We start from the raw sequence: 16,091 nt of genomic DNA, 5'->3' as shown, positions 1-16,091 counted from the left end.
GAGCCGACGATGCAACCAGCGCCCGAGCGCTACGAGCCGACCCCGAACCGCGCATCGCCCGGGGGGTTCGCGGCGAAGCTCAACGCCCTGATCGACCGATGGCAACAACAGCACACCAAAACACTGAGCAATGAACAACTCCGCCGAGAACTCGACCGACGCGGCTGCCGCATCTCTTCGCCCTATCTATCGCAACTGCGCAGGGGTATCCGCACCGAACCCTCCGCGAAGGTCATCGCAACGCTGGCAACGTTTTTCGAAGTCGAGGACGACTATTTCACCGAAGGCCCCGAGCTGGGTTCCAGCCACTGGAACGAAACGCTCGCCGCGAAACTGTCCGATACGGCGCTACGTCGGCTGGTCCGCACCTCGGCCGCGTTGTCCAGCGACGCCATCAAACGCCTGTCCACCCTCGCCGCACTGCTCCAAATCTCCGAAGCCGCAAGCGATTCGCAACAGCGACCTCACGATCGAGAAGTTTCTGCAATGAACGGGCACATCCTGCGCGGCTTCGACGCCGCACGCTTCGACGCGATTCGACGCCGGGAGGGCTTCTCGATCGCCGAACTCGCCCGGCACAGCGGCGTCGGGGCGACCACGATCTACGGCTGGTGTACCGGCGGCAGCCGGCCGCAGGTCCACCTCTTGCACCGAGTGGCGGTCGCGCTCGAGGTCAGGATGGACGAGATTCTCGACTTCCCCGCCCACACTCGAACCCTCGCCGAATTCCGCTGGCTGGCAGGCTTGATCCAGTCACAGGTCGCCTGGACGTTGGGCATGCGCACCGACGCCTTCGCTCAGATCGAACGTGGCAAGACCCGACTGTCCGACGAACGAGCCGAACATCTGGCAGGGCTCTACGAAACCACCGCGGCCGAAATACACGCGGCCTGGGCGAGATCCGAGCGTTCGACCGGCAACTCACCTAGCCGAGCGTCCGGATGAAGCGCGCCAGAGTTTCTCCGCTGTAGTCCGGGCTTCCGTCGTTCTGCACCGCGGCGGCGCCGATGGTGTCGACGTGGTTGTAGCCGGGCAGTGTTACGACCGTCGACGACGGCGGCGTCGGAAAGAGCGCACCGACCGCGGCTTGCACAACGCTGTCCTGTGCGAAGGCGGCGTAATTGGGTTTGGTGCGGCTCATGCCGTGGTAGCGCAGTCCGTTCAGCTCGCCGCTGCGCGCACCGCCGTAGCCCGCACCGATATCAACCACCACGCGCAGCGGAAAGTAGGTCTCCCAGTACGCATACGGCGATCCCATCGCGAGTTGCCTTGCGGCATCACGGGTGTCGGCAGTCTCGTGGGCGGGGGCGGTGTACCCGACGCCGATGACGTCGTCGTAATTGCGCCAGGTGTAGAGCGCGCCGCGGTCGGTCGGCGCGACGCGCGTCTGCGGGCCCGCGCCCATCCTGAGGTAGTTGCCGAGCAGCGGGATCTGCGTGACGGAGCCGGGATTCGGGAAGGTCTTCTCCTCCACCGGCCCGCCGGCCAGCGCACCCAGACCCTGCTGGAAGAGCGTGAAGTTGGACGAGTTGTTGTCGATCAACACACCGAGTAAGGCGGAATTGGTGAACCGGTAGTCGCGCATGGTGCCGGTGCCGTCGGCGCCGTTGGTGGCGAAGGCACTCCAGCTGCGGGCGAACAGGTAGTTGAGCGTCGTGTCCATCTCCGGGTCGTGCGGGATGTGCGCGAGCAGCCTGCTCTCCCCGTCGGGATCCAGATGCGCGGCCAAGCCCGCCAGCCGCAGCAACAGGAACCCCTTGGTGCCGATCACCGGCAACGGGCCGAACGTACGCGGCAGTAGTCCTGCCCGAAATCCGTTCTGCACCACTGTCTCCGCCGGAGAGACGAGGGCATTGGTGATGTCGTGCAGCAGCGGGGTGTTCTGGATGGCGACCGGATCGGAGGAGATGATCGAGTCCTGCGCGGCAAAGGCCGCGCATTGATCCGCGCCGGGCCGCCCGTCGAAGTCCCAGTCGGCGAAGAAGCCGGTCACCAAGCCGCCCAACGAGATTCCGGTGCAGACGAACCGCCGCTGCCGCTCGGCCTGCTCCGGCACCTCCGCCAGCATCACCTCGTACTGGTCCCGCACCACGCGTTCGAGACCCATGAAATCGAGCACCGGCAGTTCGGCAGAGGTCTTGATTCCCGGGAACACCTTGCCGTCCAACGGTTTTCCGTTGAAGTAGTAGTCGACCGCGTCGAGGTAGTCGCCGCTGCGCAGCGCGTAGTCGAAACCCTCGGTCTCGTCGAGGCACGCGCTACGCCGTCCCAGCGCCCAGAATTCGATCTGCTGCCCCATGGCCCGCGCCGAATGCACGGTATTGAACGCGACGCTGTCGGAGTTCTGCGCACCACCCCCGAGTCCCTGCTCCTGGATCGCGATATGCGCCGCGTCCGCCGAATCGGCCGGCCCGTCCACGGACCGATACCGCAGATATCCGACCCGATCGCAGGCCGCCGGATGCGCGGGCGCGTCCGCGGGCAACGGCAGCAGATAACTGACATACGACGTCACGACCCCGTCCCGCGTCGACAGTACCTGTTCCTGCCGATCGCTCGCCGCAGTCACCGGCTCCGGGTCGGCCGCCGCCACCCCGGCCTGTGTCATCGATGCCACCACCGCGGATGCCACGAGGGCGATGGCCCCCCGTCGGCACGCCGCCGACCAAACCACACTGTCCATGCGGAGGAGCCTTCCAGCGGTGCCCGCGGCCGAACTACTGGCAAATCACTAGTGTTTTCCAGAATGCGTTGTTCAACTGCAAGGGCTACCCGAAATCAAGGTTCCGACGGGCTCCCGCAACAGAATTCGAGAAGCGTCCGAACTGGCGGCACCACAAGAGAATTCGAGCACCCTGACCAAGAGCACCCGCGACGGACATACTGCCGCGCAAATGCGCGGACGCAGCGGCGGCCGCGGCGATGCCGGTGAATTCCGACGTCGTTCAGCGTAGCGTGGCGATCATGGGCGATCCCTCCGACCGTGTGCGCAATGCACATGAACCGGGCGAGCCCGCTGCCACAGGGCTTTTGATGGCAGCGCGTTCGGGTGACGGCGATGCTTTCGGACGGTTGGTCGGGCCGTTTCGCGATGAGTTGCGTGCCCACTGCTATCGAATGCTGGGATCTGTTCATGATGCCGAGGACGCGGTCCAGGACACCCTGGATCGCGCATGGCGCAACCTGAGCAGTTTCGAGGATCGAGGGTCGATCCGGCCGTGGTTGTACAAGATCGCGACGAACCGGTCGCTGACGATCATCGAGCGTCGCGGAAGGCGCGAGCTGCCCACCGATTTTGCGGTGGGGGCGACCCCGACGGCCGAGGCGACATGGCTGGAGCCGTTCCCGGATCAGCTGATGGGCTGGACCGCACAGTTGAGTCCGGAAGCTCGAGTGATCGCGCGCGAAAGTATGGAGCTGGCGTTTGTCGCCGCACTGCAGCATCTGTCCGCGCTACAACGAGCTGTCCTCCTACTACGCGATGTGCTCGGTTTCGCGGCCGCCGAGGTCGCCGCGCTGCTCGACACCACGGTGCCCGCAGTGAACAGTGCGTTGCAACGGGCACGCAAGGTGCAGGCCGACCTGCTACCGGCCACCACGCAGTACCGGACGCTCGACGCCTTGGGCGAGGCCGCCCAGCGGGACCTGGCGAAGAAGTACATGCTCGCGTGGGAGGCGGGCGACGTGGACACGATCGTGACGATGCTGACCGACGACGTCCGCTACTCGATGCCGCCGCTGAGCATCTGGTACAAGGGGCACGACGGGGTACGCGAGTTCCTGGTCGATACCGCCTTGCGGCATCGCTGGCGGTTCCGGCCGGTGCGGGCGAACGGGCAGATCGCGTTCGGTACGTACCGGTGGGAGACGGAACAGGGCGCATACGTCCCGGCCGGCCTGGATCTATTGCTGATGCGCGATCGGCGTGTGGCAGAGGTGGTCTCGTTCCTCGACGCCGACTTCCCGTCCTTCGGCCTGCCGACACAACTGCGAGAAAGAGATCTGTAAACGGCGATGAGTTTGCCGGACGGCCCGGGTTGTAGTGCTGACACCACAACCCGAAAGGACCGAGCACACCATGTCCACAGACGAGAAGCAGATCCGCACACTGATCGAGCATTGGGCCGAGTCGGTGCACAACGGAGACCTCACCGCAGTCCTCGCCGACCATGCCGAGGACATCGTGATGTTCGACGTGCCGCCACCGCAGCAGGGCGTGCGCGGCCTCGACGCCTACCGCGATACCTGGCCGCCGTTCTTCCAGTGGCAGGCCCAAGGCGCCGCCTTCGAAATCGAGTCACTCGACGTCACCGCCGGTGACGACGTCGCCTTCGCTTATGCCCTGCTGCGGTGCGGAACCGAGCAGAACTTTCTCCGAAATCCCGAAAACCGCCTGCGGTTGACGCTCGGCCTGCGCAAGCAGGACGGTCGATGGGTGGTCGCCCACGAGCACCATTCCTTCCCGCTCGACGACTCGATCGGAGCAGGTGCCCCCGAGACCGAGGAGGCCGACGTCGCCGCAGAGCAGGACCTGCGTGAACTTCACCAAACCTGGTTCGACAGCACCGCGGCGAAGGACATCGACGGTCTCATGGCGCCCATCGCCGACGATGTCGTCTCCTACGAACATGAACAGCCGCTGCAATACGTCGGTGTCCGAGCCGTTCGCGAGGTCTGCCAGGCCGGGCTCGACGCTTCCGCCGACGGCACCGTCACGTGGAATGTTCCAGATCTGCAGATCGTGGTCGACGGCGACCTCGCCGTCGCATGGGGCCTCAACCATATGCGGGTCACGCCCACCGACGCGCCCGCCACCGAGAGCTGGTCACGCGGAACCCGCATTTTCCAACGCAGACAAGGCGTCTGGCAGCTGACCCATCAACACGTCTCCTTCCCCTACGACCCGGCCACCGGTGCCGCCAAGACCGACCTCGCCCACAGCGCGAGTCCCCACGACCAGGACGGCAATCGCTGAGGCCGACGACCCACGTTCCTCAGCGCGGCGTGAGGGTGACGGTCGAGGCACCGCAGGCGAGCAGCGCTGTCGGGAGGGCGAGCAACATCGCGACCATGCGAAGAATTTTCACGATTCACCTTTCGGTCAGGGATTGATCACGGCGTCGAAGGCGGCGCGCACGTCGGCGTCGGCGGACTCGACGTACTTCGCACCGACATGGTCAGCGGCCGAGAACAGTGTGGGCGGGCAGGTCGCGCCGGCGATCTGGATGCGGGTATCGAGCACCGGCCGCCCGGTGCGCACCTCGAAGACGCGCAACGGAATCGCCTTCTTGTGGAACGGCACATCCGACAGACGGTGGGTGAGTTCTGAACGGTAAGTGCATGTTTCGACGACATCGCCGAATTCGGTCGGTCCGGCGCAGAGCACGAGCACCGCGTCCGCGGCGTCGCCGGCACGCCACTCGGCCGGGAACGCGGCGGTGTCGTAGTCGTTCCCGAACAGTAAGGCGCGGTTGGGGTTTGCGCCGCGGTACGGGGCTGCGGCGCTGTACGGCTGGGGTGTGCGGCAGTACGCGGGCTGTGCGCCCGGTGTCGGCGGCTGCAACAGTCCGCGCACCATCGCAAGTTCGATCGCCTGAACGGCCCTGAGCAGTCCCGCTTTTGCCTGATCGACCAGCGCGTGGCGCGGATACTGGTCGAGCAGTTGCTGGTAGCGGTCCCGGGCGCCGGCCCAGTTGTCGACCGCCATCAGGTTCCCGGCGCAGCCGAATACCGCCCAGGGGGCGATGGTGGGCACCGCGTCGGTGGCGCGCCGACGGACCTCGTCGTCGAAGGGATGCTCTCCGAGCCAATCGGTGACAGCGGCGGCCGCACAATCCTCGCTGCCGTCGGGCAGCCGCCCGAGCAGATCGTCGAGAGTTCGCCGCGCCATCGCCTGGTGGCCGGGCAACTCCGTCAGCACAGTGTCCAGCAGCGCGAATCCTCCTGCCAGGGAAACGGTGTCACCCGTCAGTGCCATGCTGAACTCGTCCGCGGTACCGCGCAGGAGCGCGCATGCTCGATCGGTGCGTTCGATGCTCGCGGCACGGGGCGCGGCCGCTACCCGGTCGCCGAGCCACAGCCGAGCGGCGGCAATGCGACCCTGCACGCAATCGCCGCCGCGCCTGGCTTCGGCGACCTGGCGATCGATGTGCGCGGTCTCCATCCGCAGCACCGCGACAGCACTGACCACCAGGAGTGCCAGGGCGAGCGCGACCACACGCCGAACCCGCACCCCTCCCGCGGGTTCGGCGACGGTCCCCGCCACGCGGCCGCCGTGCACGATCAGCGCTGCCCACCACAGCAACACGACGAGATCGAGCCACACCGCGCGCACGAATACCGATTGCACGACAACCACACCGACCGTCACGGCCGTCGTGACAAGGGCCGACCGCCGGCGCCGCACCATCAAGTAGCCGATCCCGAGCAGCGAGGCGTTGCCGATCGCGACCCAGATCCGGTCCGGCCGCCCCGTGGCAGGCATGATCAGTGACCGGTTCGCACGGGGACACACTCCAATTGCGAAGGGTCGTAATACTTCGCGCGCGCCCGCTCGCATTCCTCACGGTTCGGGTAGGGCCCCGGATCGGGCAGCTGGTAACGACCCGCCGACCCGGACGCGACCTGGCCGACGATGGTGCGCGCCTCGACTCGCGATGCGTTCGGCATCAGTGTGGACGGATCGTCCGATTGTGCGATGGCGGTAGCCGGTACAGCAGCCGACCACAGCGCAGCGCCCACAAGTGCCACCGCCCCAGCGGCATAGCGGATGTTGTTGTGTGCCATGAGAATTCCCCTTCGATTCGGTGTCTGATGCGGCGGTTCCGTTGAACTCCGCGATCAGATGTTCGCGCGCGGACCCCCGGACCGGTCCGGAGCAGAATGCGCTGAGCAAGAACGGATTTCGCACGGCAAAGTGCGCGACAGCGCAATACGCTGCTGTCGCGGCACCGGCGCGGCCGTAGCTAGTCGAGCAGGTCGAGATCCCGTGGCACGAGCGTCGACGACTGGATCAGCTCTTGAATCAGGTTGTGGTTCAGCATGTTCCCGATCGGCTCGGTCAGCTGGTCCCTGGTCAGACCGGGGACCGGCAGCCGTCCACAGGCCCGCGCGTACTTCTCATCCGAGAGCTTGGCCCGGACCCGGCCGACCAACTCGGCGACCACCCGGTCGGTCCACCCCGCCTCGGGCTGCACCGTGGCCAGCAGTGTGGCGGTTTCCTTCCAGGTCCACGGCTGCGGCCAGCGCTCGTGGAACAGATACGACTGCCCGAGCGCGACCAGCACCAGTTTCTCCTCCGGTCGCAGCGGCCACGGCGGCGCCACGTCGGTGACATGCTCGTGCCGGGGTGCGCGCACATCACCGTCGTCGCCGGTCACGTAGACCTCCAGCAGATGCTCACGCTGATGCGATCCGCGGATGAACATCGGGGTGTAGCCGGTGTAGAGCGGGAACGGCTCCTCTCGCGGAAACAACAGCCGGGCTTCCGGCAGCCGGATGGGCACGGTGCCGGTATTGCTGAGTTCCCAACCGGCCCGGTGATAGGTGAGCGTCCCGTGCACTCGGCTGATCCGCAGATCATCCGGTCCTACCCCGACGTCGACCTGCCGCAGGTTCCGGCCGAACTCGATGACGTTGCCCTGCTCGGGACGGCCGCTCACCCCACCGACCGTCGACTGGACCGAAATGGTGCCCGGCGGCACGCCACCTACCCCGCCTGCCAGTCCCTGCGTGGACGTGGCCAACGCGGTCAGCCCGTTTCGCTTCCGCTGCCCTGCTTGCTGCGCCACTTCGGCCTCCTCGACTCGGTGTTCGAGCCTCGCACGACGGCCGCCGGACCGGTCCGCACGTTCACCGGACCAGACTGGCGGCGACGGTGGTGGCGAGTTCGGTAGCGGTCGCGCACCGCAACTCCGGCGTCGGCGCGCCACCGAACTGGACGACGGCGATCTCGGCGAGTTCGTCCCCGGAAACCCCGGTGAAGTCCCGGTATTGGATCTGTACGGTGCACTCGTCGGTGCTGGTCGCTCCGGTGCGCCGGAAGCTGGGCAGCCCGGCGAGCACGAGGGGTTGCCCGTCCTCGGCGGTCTTCGGCGGGTCACGGTCATAGCGCACCGTTACGTGGCTATCGATGGTGCTGTTCCAGCGACAGGACCAGTTGCCGAAGCCGCGGACCGGACGCAGCGCGTCCAGTCCCGGTACCTTGCTGAGCGTCGACACATCCAGTTGCGCGCAGGCGTCGTGGCGGGCGAGCGAGTCGGTGGGGAACTCCCCCGACCGTCGCGGAATCGGCCCGCGTTCCACCAGCTCCCGCACGTGGGCGGTCACCGCGTCGGCCAGCGCGCACGGATCCGGCCCACCGGGTTTGCGCTGACCGAGGATCTCGACCGTCGCTGCGTCCGAAAGTATCAGCGCCCGAATGCATCTGGTGCTTCCGGGCCGCTCGGACACAATGGCGAGGTTACCGACCCTGGTCACCGTGGTCTGTGAGTTCTGCTCGGGCGGCGGGGCTTCGGACAAGGTCAGCCGGACCCGGCCGACCTCGGGATGGAAGTCCTCGCCGGGCAGCCGGACCCGCAGATCACAGGTATCGAAATTGCCTTCGTCCGTGGCCATGTCGATGCGCCCGAACTCCGCGAGCACCGCCGGGTCCAGCAGTGCGCAGGGGTCCGCGGTCCGTGGATCACCGAGCGGGTCGGCGGGCCCGTCGGCGGGCATGGCCACCCCGGCCGCGACGGTCAGCGCTACCGCACACAGCAAAGCCGCACCGAGCACCACCCGGCGCAGCAGAGTGCGATCCAAATCGCGTGGCGCCTGTTCCAGCCGCGCGAACGCGTCGGCGGCCGCGGCGGCGGTGGGACGCAGGCTCGGATTCGACAGCGTCAACCGGGTCAGCACCGCGTCGAGCGCACCGGCCCCGCGCCGCGGGCCCGACACCGCGAGCAAGGACGCGGCTAGCGCGTACACATCCGCCTTGGGGCCCGGGAGCCCACCTTCGCCGAGCTCGGGCGCGGCATAACGCCACTTTCCGCGCGCGGCATCGGCTTTCGGGTTCTCGCCGGTGCCTGCCGCGCGCAGGTCCAGCGAACTGCCGAAATCGGTGAGCCTGGCGTCGCCGTCGGGGGTGAGGATGATGTTCTCCGGCGAGACATCACAATGCAGGATGCCGTTGCCGTGGCAGTGCGCGAGCGCACTCGCGACCTGCGCGCCGACGGCCACGGTCTGGGAGATCCCCATTTTCCCTTGCCTGCGCACATTTTCGGCGAGCGAAGCGCCCGGGACATATTCGGTGACCAACCACAGCACGCCGTCGCACTCGAAGATATCGAGCACGCCGACGATATTCGGATGCCGCAGGACCGCGGCGTTACGCGCCGCGACCCGCAGTGCCTGCACACCCGCCGTATCGCCGACCCGTGGACATTTGAGCACCACGTCCCGGCCGAGTACCTCGTCGGTGGCCCGCCAGACCAGCCCTTCGCCACCCAACGTGAACATTTCCCGCAACGTGTAACGATCCGCGATGCGGTCACCGTCGCTCGCCATGCGCCCGTCCTCGATTCGGCTCACGTCCCGCAGCGAAAGTGTAGCCCTCCCAGAATGACTCGACCCGAACGAGCCGCAACAGAAATTCGTCCCGGATTCGGCGGCGGGGGCGCCCATGCCGTGCGCGCGACCACCTCGACCTGTAGCGCTATCAGATCTAAACCAACATCGGTGTCTAAATACTACCCATTGCGAAACACTAACTGTTAGCGCTATGTTCTGGGTATGAGAGCAGTCCGCTTCGCCGAGTACGGCGGTCCCGAAGTCCTGGAGCTGACCGAAGTGCCCGAACCCCATCCGGGCGCAGGTCAGATACGCATCGCCGTGCGAGCGGCAGGCGTGAATCCGCACGATTGGCGGGTCCGGGAGGGCCAGTTCCGGCGGATCCGCCCGATCGAACTGCCGACGGGCATCGGCCAGGACGCCGCGGGCGTGGTGGACGAGGTCGGCGCGGGTGTGACCGATATCGAGGTCGGCGCGTACGTGCTCGGCCGCGGTGCGAGCACCTACGCCGAGTTCGCCGTGCTGTCGTCGTGGGCCCGGATACCTCGCAATCTCACCTTCGCCGAGGCGGCCGGATACCCGTCCGTGGTCGAGACCGCATTGCGCATCCTTCGTCTGGTCGACGTTCGGCCCGGGCAAACGCTGCTGGTCAGCGGCGCGGCCGGCGGCGTCGGTTCCGCGGTGTTGCAGATCGCCCGGGAACGCGGCATCAAGGTGATCGGCACCGCCGGGGCCGCGAATCTGGATTACGTGCGCAGCCTCGGCGCCCTGGCCACCACCTATGGCGACGGCTGGGTCGAGCGGGTCCGCGAACTCGGCCCCGTCGACGCCGCGCTGGACCTGAACGGTGCAGGTGTCATCCGGGGGCTGCTCGACCTGACCGGAAACCCGGACAAGGTCGTCACGATCGCCGACCTCGAGGCGCCGATGCTCGGCATCCGATTCGCCGGTGTGGGCGGCAGCATGTCCGAAGCACTCGCCGAGACCGTCGACCTCATCTCCCGCGAAAAGCTGTATATCCCCGTTGCCCAGTCGTATTCACTTGAGGACGCCGCGACCGCCCACACCGACAGCCAAGCCGGGCACACCCGTGGCCGCCGGGTCCTGCTCGTCTGAGCGCCCCACTGCATCCACCCCGGTCACCCCGTCGACCTCAAAGGAGACAACCCGTGTACCGACCCCGCATCGACGCCGATGTCGAGATGACGACCAGAGACGGCGTCACCCTCACCGCCGATCTGTACCGCCCGGCCGAGGAGGGCCGCTGGCCGGTGCTGCTGCATCGCACCCCGTACAACCGGAGGGATTCCTTCCGGGTGTCCGCAATCGTGGCCGACCCGCTGTGGCTCGCCAGACAGGGCTTCGCGGTGCTCGTCCAGGACACCCGCGGCCGGTTCCAGTCCGGTGGCGAATTCGATTTCATCACACAGGAATACAACGACTCGTACGACGCGATCGATTGGGCCGCAACGCAATCCTGGAGCGACGGCAATGTCGGGATCTACGGCTCGTCCTACCTGGGCATGGCCGTCCTGCAAGCCGTCGCGGCGCGCAACCCGCGGCTCAAAGCCGCGGTCGCCATGGTCGCCACCGCCGATATGCGCCACACCGCCCGGCCGGGTGGCGTGTTCGAGCTCGGCTTCCTCACCACCTACGGCCTCGTGCTCTGCCTCGAAGGTCTCGACCACAGCTCGCTGGACGCGGCCGAACAGGAACAGGCGCGCAAGCAACTGACCGAAGCCTTGGCCGACCCGGTCGCCACCGTGCGCAGACTGCCGCTCACCGGTATCGGCCCGCTCGACGACGACCGGGTAGCGCCGTTCTGGGCCGACTGGCTGCGCTCGCCCAACAACCCGTTCTGGCAGCGGCCCACCCTGCTCAGCGAGCCCGAACGCGTCACCATCCCGTTCCTGCAGGTGACCGGCTACCAAGACTTCACGAGCCCTACCCAGTTCCGGCTGGCCACCGCACTCGCCGACAACGAGAACGCCCGCCTCGTCGCCGGACCCTGGACGCATTTCGGCACCTACACCCCGTCCGGGCAGGTCGGCGCCCGCGTGCTCGCCGACGCGGGCGCCGGTGTGCCCACCTGGAATCCGGTGCTCGCCGCGTTCTTCGACCGCCATCTGCGCGGCGGTGACGGCGCGGACCACCCGGCCGCCGACCGGTATCTTTCCGGCCCCGGCCGGGTGACCTACTTCGTCGGCGGCTCGGACACCTGGGCCCACGCGTCCGCCTGGCCGCCCGCGTCGACCATCGAGGAGTGGGCGCTCGGCTCCGGCGGCGATGCCCGCAGCGCGAACGGCAACGGGAGATTGACCCGGTCAGGAACGAAAAGTGCTGATGCCGATGCCATTTCGGATACTTTCAGGGCCGATCCGCACGATCCCTTCCCGACCCACGGCGGTGCGGTCCTGCTGGAACGAGACCCCGCGGCGGCCCCGCAGGGCATCCAGGACCAGCGCGCCGTCGACCGGCGCGACGACCTGCTCGTCTACACCAGCGAGCCGCTGACCGAGGAGGTGACGATCGCCGGACAACCGGAACTGGTCACCTTCCTCACCAGCAGCGCCCCCGACGCGGACGTGTGCGTCACCCTGGTCGACGTCGAACCGGATGGTTTCGCCCGCAATGTCGCCGACGGTGCGCAACGTGCCCGCTACCGCGACGGCGGTGACACCGACTGGCTCGATGCCGAGGAACCCAGCCGCGTCACCGTCACTCTCCACGACGTGGCACACCGGTTCGGTGTCGGCCACCGCATCCGGGTGCAGATCGCCGGGTTCGACTTCCCCCGGTTCAGCCGCAACCTGCACACCCGCACCGTGCCCGAGTTCGGCACCCTCGACGAGGCCGTGCCCGCCCAGCACACCGTCCACCACCACCCGGCCGCACCCTCCGCGCTGCGCCTGCCGGTACTCGCCGCATGACCAACTGCCCACAGGAGCCCACGTTGTCCGAAATCGTCGTCATCGCCAGTCTGCAGGCCAAGGCCGGACGCGGCGCGGAACTGCTCGCCTTATTGTCCGAACTGGTCCCGCGGGTCCTGCACACCGAACCCCGGTTGCAACGCTATGCCTGCTACGTCGAGCCCGACTCCGACCCGCTCCGCGTCACCGTGATCGAAAAGTACGCCACGCGCGCCGATCAGGCGGCGCACGACAACGGTGTGCTCACCGAGTATCTGCCGCGGCTGCTCGATCTCGTCGATCCCGCACCCCGCACGATCGAACTGCACTCCGCCCCGCTGACGGTCGAGGTCAGCGCGGTCGATGCCGCACGACTGACCATCTAGCGTCTTAGTCAACGGCTGGACAGCCGTTTCACCAGGCCGGGCGGACATTCCGTCCGGCCTGTTCGTGGTGCACGAAAATAATTAGTCTGCAACGTGATACGGACGCAGATCTACGGTGGTTGTCCGCACGTGGTCGACGCGACAACTGGGGCGCACTGGGGACATCGCGGCGCGAATTGGGTCTTCTCAACCAAAGACATTGCAGCACTGTAATTTTCGTCGTTCATTCCGGGCCATCGGCCCACATCGCAGACCGCACTTCTTGTCCGTTTCACAGCGACCGACTTATCGTTCTTCTCGCGTTCAAATTTGAAATACCCTCGCCGACAAGATCTTTGATCACCAGCCAAGCCGCCGCCGCGCACTCGGATTGCGCGGCGCGCAATGACCAGAGCTGTCGGCGCGGCCGGAGTCGAAGCCCGCGCACTTCGGCAATCCATTCCCGCGAGGAGACGAACAATCATGACCGATCGACCCCTTTCCGACGACGACGCCGACATCCCCCAGGCGATCACCCGCAAACGCCTCCTGCAGATGGGCCTGTTGGCGGTACCCGCCGCGGCGGCACTGACCGCAGCCACCACGGCCACCAGCGGAAACGCCAGTCCGCCGCAGGCGGTGCCGGACGACCTCGAGCCCACCCCGGCCTGCCATGACGGGGACGCGGCCACCATCGCGCAGACCGAAGGCCCCTATTTCAAACCGAATTCACCTCGGCGCAGCGACCTGGTGCTCCCGGGCGCGCCGGGCACCCGGCTCATGGTAAGCGGCTATGTGTTCACGCGTTCTTGCCGTCCGGTGGCCCAGGCCCTGCTGGACTTCTGGCAGGCCGACAACGCCGGAGCCTACGACAATTCGGGCTACAACTGGCGCGGGCATCAGTTCACCGACGCGAACGGCCGATTCAGCCTGTCGACCATCGTGCCCGGCCTCTACCCCGGCCGCACTCGGCACATCCATGTGAAGGTGCAGGCGCCCAACCAGCGGATCCTCACCACCCAGCTGTATTTCCCCGGCGAACCCCGCAACAACACCGATTCCATCTTCGACCGGCGGTTGCTGATGACAGTGCGGACGGTGCCCACCGGGAAGGAGGGCACCTTCGACTTCATCCTGAACTTCCGCTGACCACGCCGGCTAGGCCGCGCAGAGTGCGTGATCGGTCAGTGCGTTGGCCGCCTGCAGTTGGGCGAATCCCGCACTGCGCGTGATGTCTTCGCCACCGACAGCAAGGGTGCCGGTGAGGGAGACGACGACGCTGCGGGCTCCGTTCTCGGTCACACCGGCGTTGCTGAGGTAGCCCGTCTGGCCGCCGTTGTGCATCCAGTAGGTGCCGCCGCAGGACAACGGGACCGAGAACAGTCCGAGCCCGTAGCGCGCGCCCGGCCACGCCTTCGCGGCGGCGCCGTCGACCGGGACGGTGGTACGCATCTGTGCAAGTTCCGCAGGGCGTAACAGGCTGCCGTCCAACAATTTTCGATAGAAGGTACCGATATCCGCGGTGGTGGACAGGTAGCCGCCGGACGCGTCGGCGTCGACGAGTTCGGTGACCTCGACCATCGGCCCGTCGACCTCGAATTGCTGATAGCCCTTCGCATGTGGGGCAGGTAGCGTCGGCCGGTCGCCGGGCCACCGGGTGTCACGCAGCCCCAGCGGTTCGAGGATGCGCGTGCCGACCTCGTCGTACCACGGGCGCTGCGTCACCTGTTCGATGATCAGACCCAACAGGACGTAGCCGGTGTTGGAGTACGACCAGCCGGCGCCCGGTGCGAAATCGGGCGCCTGTGCCATGGCGGACGCCACCACCTGCTGCGGGGTGCGAGTCTGGTAGCGGAGGCGGTGATAGTCCTCGGCGGTGTGCATTTCCAGCGGAGCGTCGCGAATACCGCTGGTGTGCTGGAGCAGTTGCCGCACAGTGATCCGGTTGCCGTCATAACCGTTGCCGTTCAACAGGTCCGGTAGCCATCGCTGCACGGTATCGTCGAGTCCGAGCCGTCCTTCCCCGACCAGCATGAGCACCACGGTAGCCACCATCGTCTTCGTCAAGCTGCCGATCCTGAAGTACCCGTCCGGCGAAACCGGCTCCGCGACAGCGATATCCGCGCGCCCTCCGACTGCGACACGGTCGGGGCCGCCCGCGGTGTCCACCATCCTGGCCTGCACGCCGGTGGTGCCCACCGCCACGATCGCATCGACATCGCGCTGTAGTGGGTCAGCGCCGGTCGTTTCGCCACAGCCACTGACCACCAGGACCGCAGCCACCGCCGCAGCCGCTCTCGTGTATCGCATCGCGTCCCCTTCCGAGTCCGCGAAAATCTATCCACGCCATCCACCCACCGAGATCCCCCTCAGGTAGCGGAGCGCCACGTCCTTCTCACCCCGTGGTACCGACCGCCACCTCGCGCACCTCGGGATCCGGGTCCGCAGCCAAACCCGCCAGCAGCCGACGGGCCGCGCTGCCCCGATAGCTGCGTGATGCCACCGCGAGCGCGTACCGCACGTCTGGGTTGGCGTGCTCGACCAGGTGCGCGATATCGCCGACATCGCCACGGCTGCGCCGGCTCAAACCCCACAGCGCGTCGACCAGGTCGTCGTCGTTGTCCGCGTTCCGCAGCTGGTGCAGCAGTTGCGGTTTCGTCCGCTCCGGGTCTTCGACCGGAAACCGGCGACGCAGGTCGGCCGCCTTGTACTCGCCCCGCCCCAGGCACGCCGGGCACGCGCAAGGGCGGCGACCGTGCGCGCCGGGGCGGTATCGCCACCCCGTCACCTGACGTACCTGCCGAATCCGATGGAGCTCGGCCGCGGTGATCGACCGGGGTACGACAACCTGGTATCCGCGCGCGTCCTCGGCGTCCCTGATCACCGCAACAGCCTCGGCCGCAGTCATTTCCGCACCAGCACTCGAGTAGTGCCCGACGCACACCCGTTCCTCGTCCGGCACCCGGAAATGCACCGCGACGATCAGCCGCTGCCCCCGCCGCCGCAACTCCCGCAACCACTGATGCGAAAGCACGTAAGAAGGCAGCACCGGCACACAGAAAACCCCTGCGCCCTGCACCTTGATGCCCGCCCGGCGAATCCGCCGCACGTTCTTCTCCGGTGTCAGGTGCACGAACAAGGCCACCCCCGAACGGTAACCACCTCCCCACAATTCAGCCATCGGATTTCCAGCGTCCAAGGGTTCGGCGAGCACCAGGCACAGTGAGCCAGATCACTGTTGAGGTTGACCCGAGGTCAGGGTGGAGGC

13 protein-coding genes and 1 pseudogene are annotated in these 16,091 nt (G+C 67.2%); 8 read left to right on the top strand and 6 right to left on the bottom strand.

What is annotated here, in order from left to right; translation table 11 throughout:
- Window positions 1-9: 9 nt before the first annotated feature.
- Window positions 10-945: a helix-turn-helix transcriptional regulator gene (locus O3I_RS43635; RefSeq protein ID WP_167829113.1), complete on the top strand. Its 936-nt coding sequence runs from the start codon at window positions 10-12 to the stop codon at window positions 943-945.
- Here O3I_RS43635 and O3I_RS07725 read toward each other — a convergent pair.
- Entirely contained in the window at window positions 926-2,608 is a 1,683-nt protein-coding gene (locus tag O3I_RS07725) for a hypothetical protein (protein WP_148282684.1), read from the bottom strand. The two genes, O3I_RS43635 and O3I_RS07725, sit on opposite strands and share 20 nt — an antisense overlap.
- Before the next feature lie 314 nt (window positions 2,609-2,922).
- Here O3I_RS07725 and O3I_RS07720 point away from each other — a divergent pair, with 314 nt between their 5' ends.
- The 3 genes and pseudogenes from O3I_RS07720 (at window position 2,923) to O3I_RS46210 (ending at window position 4,975) form a co-directional block, all read left to right on the top strand.
- Window positions 2,923-4,008 carry a sigma-70 family RNA polymerase sigma factor gene (locus O3I_RS07720; RefSeq protein ID WP_014982342.1) on the top strand — a complete coding sequence of 362 codons (1,086 nt, stop codon included), beginning with the start codon at window positions 2,923-2,925 and terminating at the stop codon, window positions 4,006-4,008.
- Between the two features lie 70 nt (window positions 4,009-4,078).
- Window positions 4,079-4,465, top strand: a pseudogene (locus O3I_RS46215) (YybH family protein); the annotation flags it as partial.
- A gap of 12 nt (window positions 4,466-4,477) precedes the next feature.
- Window positions 4,478-4,975: a YybH family protein gene (locus tag O3I_RS46210; RefSeq protein ID WP_272944303.1), complete on the top strand. Its 498-nt coding sequence runs from the start codon at window positions 4,478-4,480 to the stop codon at window positions 4,973-4,975.
- Between the two features lie 126 nt (window positions 4,976-5,101).
- Here O3I_RS46210 and O3I_RS07710 read toward each other — a convergent pair whose 3' ends face one another.
- The 3 genes from O3I_RS07710 to O3I_RS07695 all read right to left on the bottom strand — a co-directional run bounded on the left by O3I_RS07710 (window position 5,102) and on the right by O3I_RS07695 (window position 9,570).
- On the bottom strand, window positions 5,102-6,484 hold the full coding sequence (locus tag O3I_RS07710; RefSeq protein ID WP_014982340.1) for a hypothetical protein: 1,383 nt from the start codon (window positions 6,482-6,484) through the stop codon (window positions 5,102-5,104).
- A gap of 481 nt (window positions 6,485-6,965) precedes the next feature.
- A complete protein-coding gene (locus O3I_RS07700) occupies window positions 6,966-7,790 on the bottom strand; it encodes a hypothetical protein (protein ID WP_202804918.1) in 825 nt (274 codons plus the stop codon).
- Window positions 7,791-7,851: 61 nt separating this feature from the next.
- Window positions 7,852-9,570: a serine/threonine-protein kinase gene (locus tag O3I_RS07695; protein WP_167829112.1), complete on the bottom strand. Its 1,719-nt coding sequence runs from the start codon at window positions 9,568-9,570 to the stop codon at window positions 7,852-7,854.
- A 201-nt stretch (window positions 9,571-9,771) separates the two neighbouring features.
- Here O3I_RS07695 and O3I_RS07690 point away from each other — a divergent pair, with 201 nt between their 5' ends.
- From O3I_RS07690 to O3I_RS07675, 4 genes are all read left to right on the top strand, one after another.
- On the top strand, window positions 9,772-10,665 hold the full coding sequence (locus O3I_RS07690) for an NADP-dependent oxidoreductase (protein ID WP_014982336.1): 894 nt from the start codon (window positions 9,772-9,774) through the stop codon (window positions 10,663-10,665).
- A gap of 53 nt (window positions 10,666-10,718) precedes the next feature.
- Window positions 10,719-12,479, top strand: a complete 1,761-nt coding sequence (locus O3I_RS07685; protein WP_014982335.1) for a CocE/NonD family hydrolase — start codon at window positions 10,719-10,721, stop codon at window positions 12,477-12,479.
- 23 nt (window positions 12,480-12,502) lie between these two features.
- On the top strand, window positions 12,503-12,844 hold the full coding sequence (locus O3I_RS07680) for a putative quinol monooxygenase (protein ID WP_167829111.1): 342 nt from the start codon (window positions 12,503-12,505) through the stop codon (window positions 12,842-12,844).
- Window positions 12,845-13,306: 462 nt separating this feature from the next.
- Window positions 13,307-13,972, top strand: coding sequence for a dioxygenase (locus O3I_RS07675; protein WP_014982333.1), 666 nt, complete (start codon window positions 13,307-13,309; stop codon window positions 13,970-13,972).
- Window positions 13,973-13,981: 9 nt separating this feature from the next.
- Here O3I_RS07675 and O3I_RS07670 read toward each other — a convergent pair whose 3' ends face one another.
- Window positions 13,982-15,133 (bottom strand): serine hydrolase domain-containing protein, encoded by a 1,152-nt coding sequence (locus O3I_RS07670; protein WP_014982332.1) that lies wholly within the window; start codon window positions 15,131-15,133, stop codon window positions 13,982-13,984.
- Window positions 15,134-15,218: 85 nt separating this feature from the next.
- Window positions 15,219-15,968, bottom strand: a complete 750-nt coding sequence (locus O3I_RS07665; RefSeq protein ID WP_014982331.1) for a HEAT repeat domain-containing protein — start codon at window positions 15,966-15,968, stop codon at window positions 15,219-15,221.
- Between the last annotated feature and the right edge of the window lie 123 nt (window positions 15,969-16,091).

Source organism: Nocardia brasiliensis ATCC 700358, assembly GCF_000250675.2.
Taxonomy (GTDB): Bacteria; Actinomycetota; Actinomycetes; order Mycobacteriales; family Mycobacteriaceae; genus Nocardia; species Nocardia brasiliensis_B.
The sequence above is the reverse complement of the archived record's forward strand: the minus strand, read 5'-3'. Positions and strand labels throughout refer to the sequence as shown.

Excerpts from the sequence above, each read along its gene's own strand:
- O3I_RS43635 (WP_167829113.1), top strand. The coding sequence starts at position 10 with ATGCAACCAGCGCCCGAGCGCTACGAGCCGACCCCGAACCGCGCATCG.
- O3I_RS07725 (WP_148282684.1), bottom strand. The coding sequence starts at position 2,608 with ATGACACAGGCCGGGGTGGCGGCGGCCGACCCGGAGCCGGTGACTGCG.
- O3I_RS07720 (WP_014982342.1), top strand. The coding sequence starts at position 2,923 with ATGCCGGTGAATTCCGACGTCGTTCAGCGTAGCGTGGCGATCATGGGC.
- O3I_RS07710 (WP_014982340.1), bottom strand. The coding sequence starts at position 6,484 with ATGCCTGCCACGGGGCGGCCGGACCGGATCTGGGTCGCGATCGGCAAC.
- O3I_RS07690 (WP_014982336.1), top strand. The coding sequence starts at position 9,772 with ATGAGAGCAGTCCGCTTCGCCGAGTACGGCGGTCCCGAAGTCCTGGAG.
- O3I_RS07675 (WP_014982333.1), top strand. The coding sequence starts at position 13,307 with ATGACCGATCGACCCCTTTCCGACGACGACGCCGACATCCCCCAGGCG.
- O3I_RS07670 (WP_014982332.1), bottom strand. The coding sequence starts at position 15,133 with ATGCGATACACGAGAGCGGCTGCGGCGGTGGCTGCGGTCCTGGTGGTC.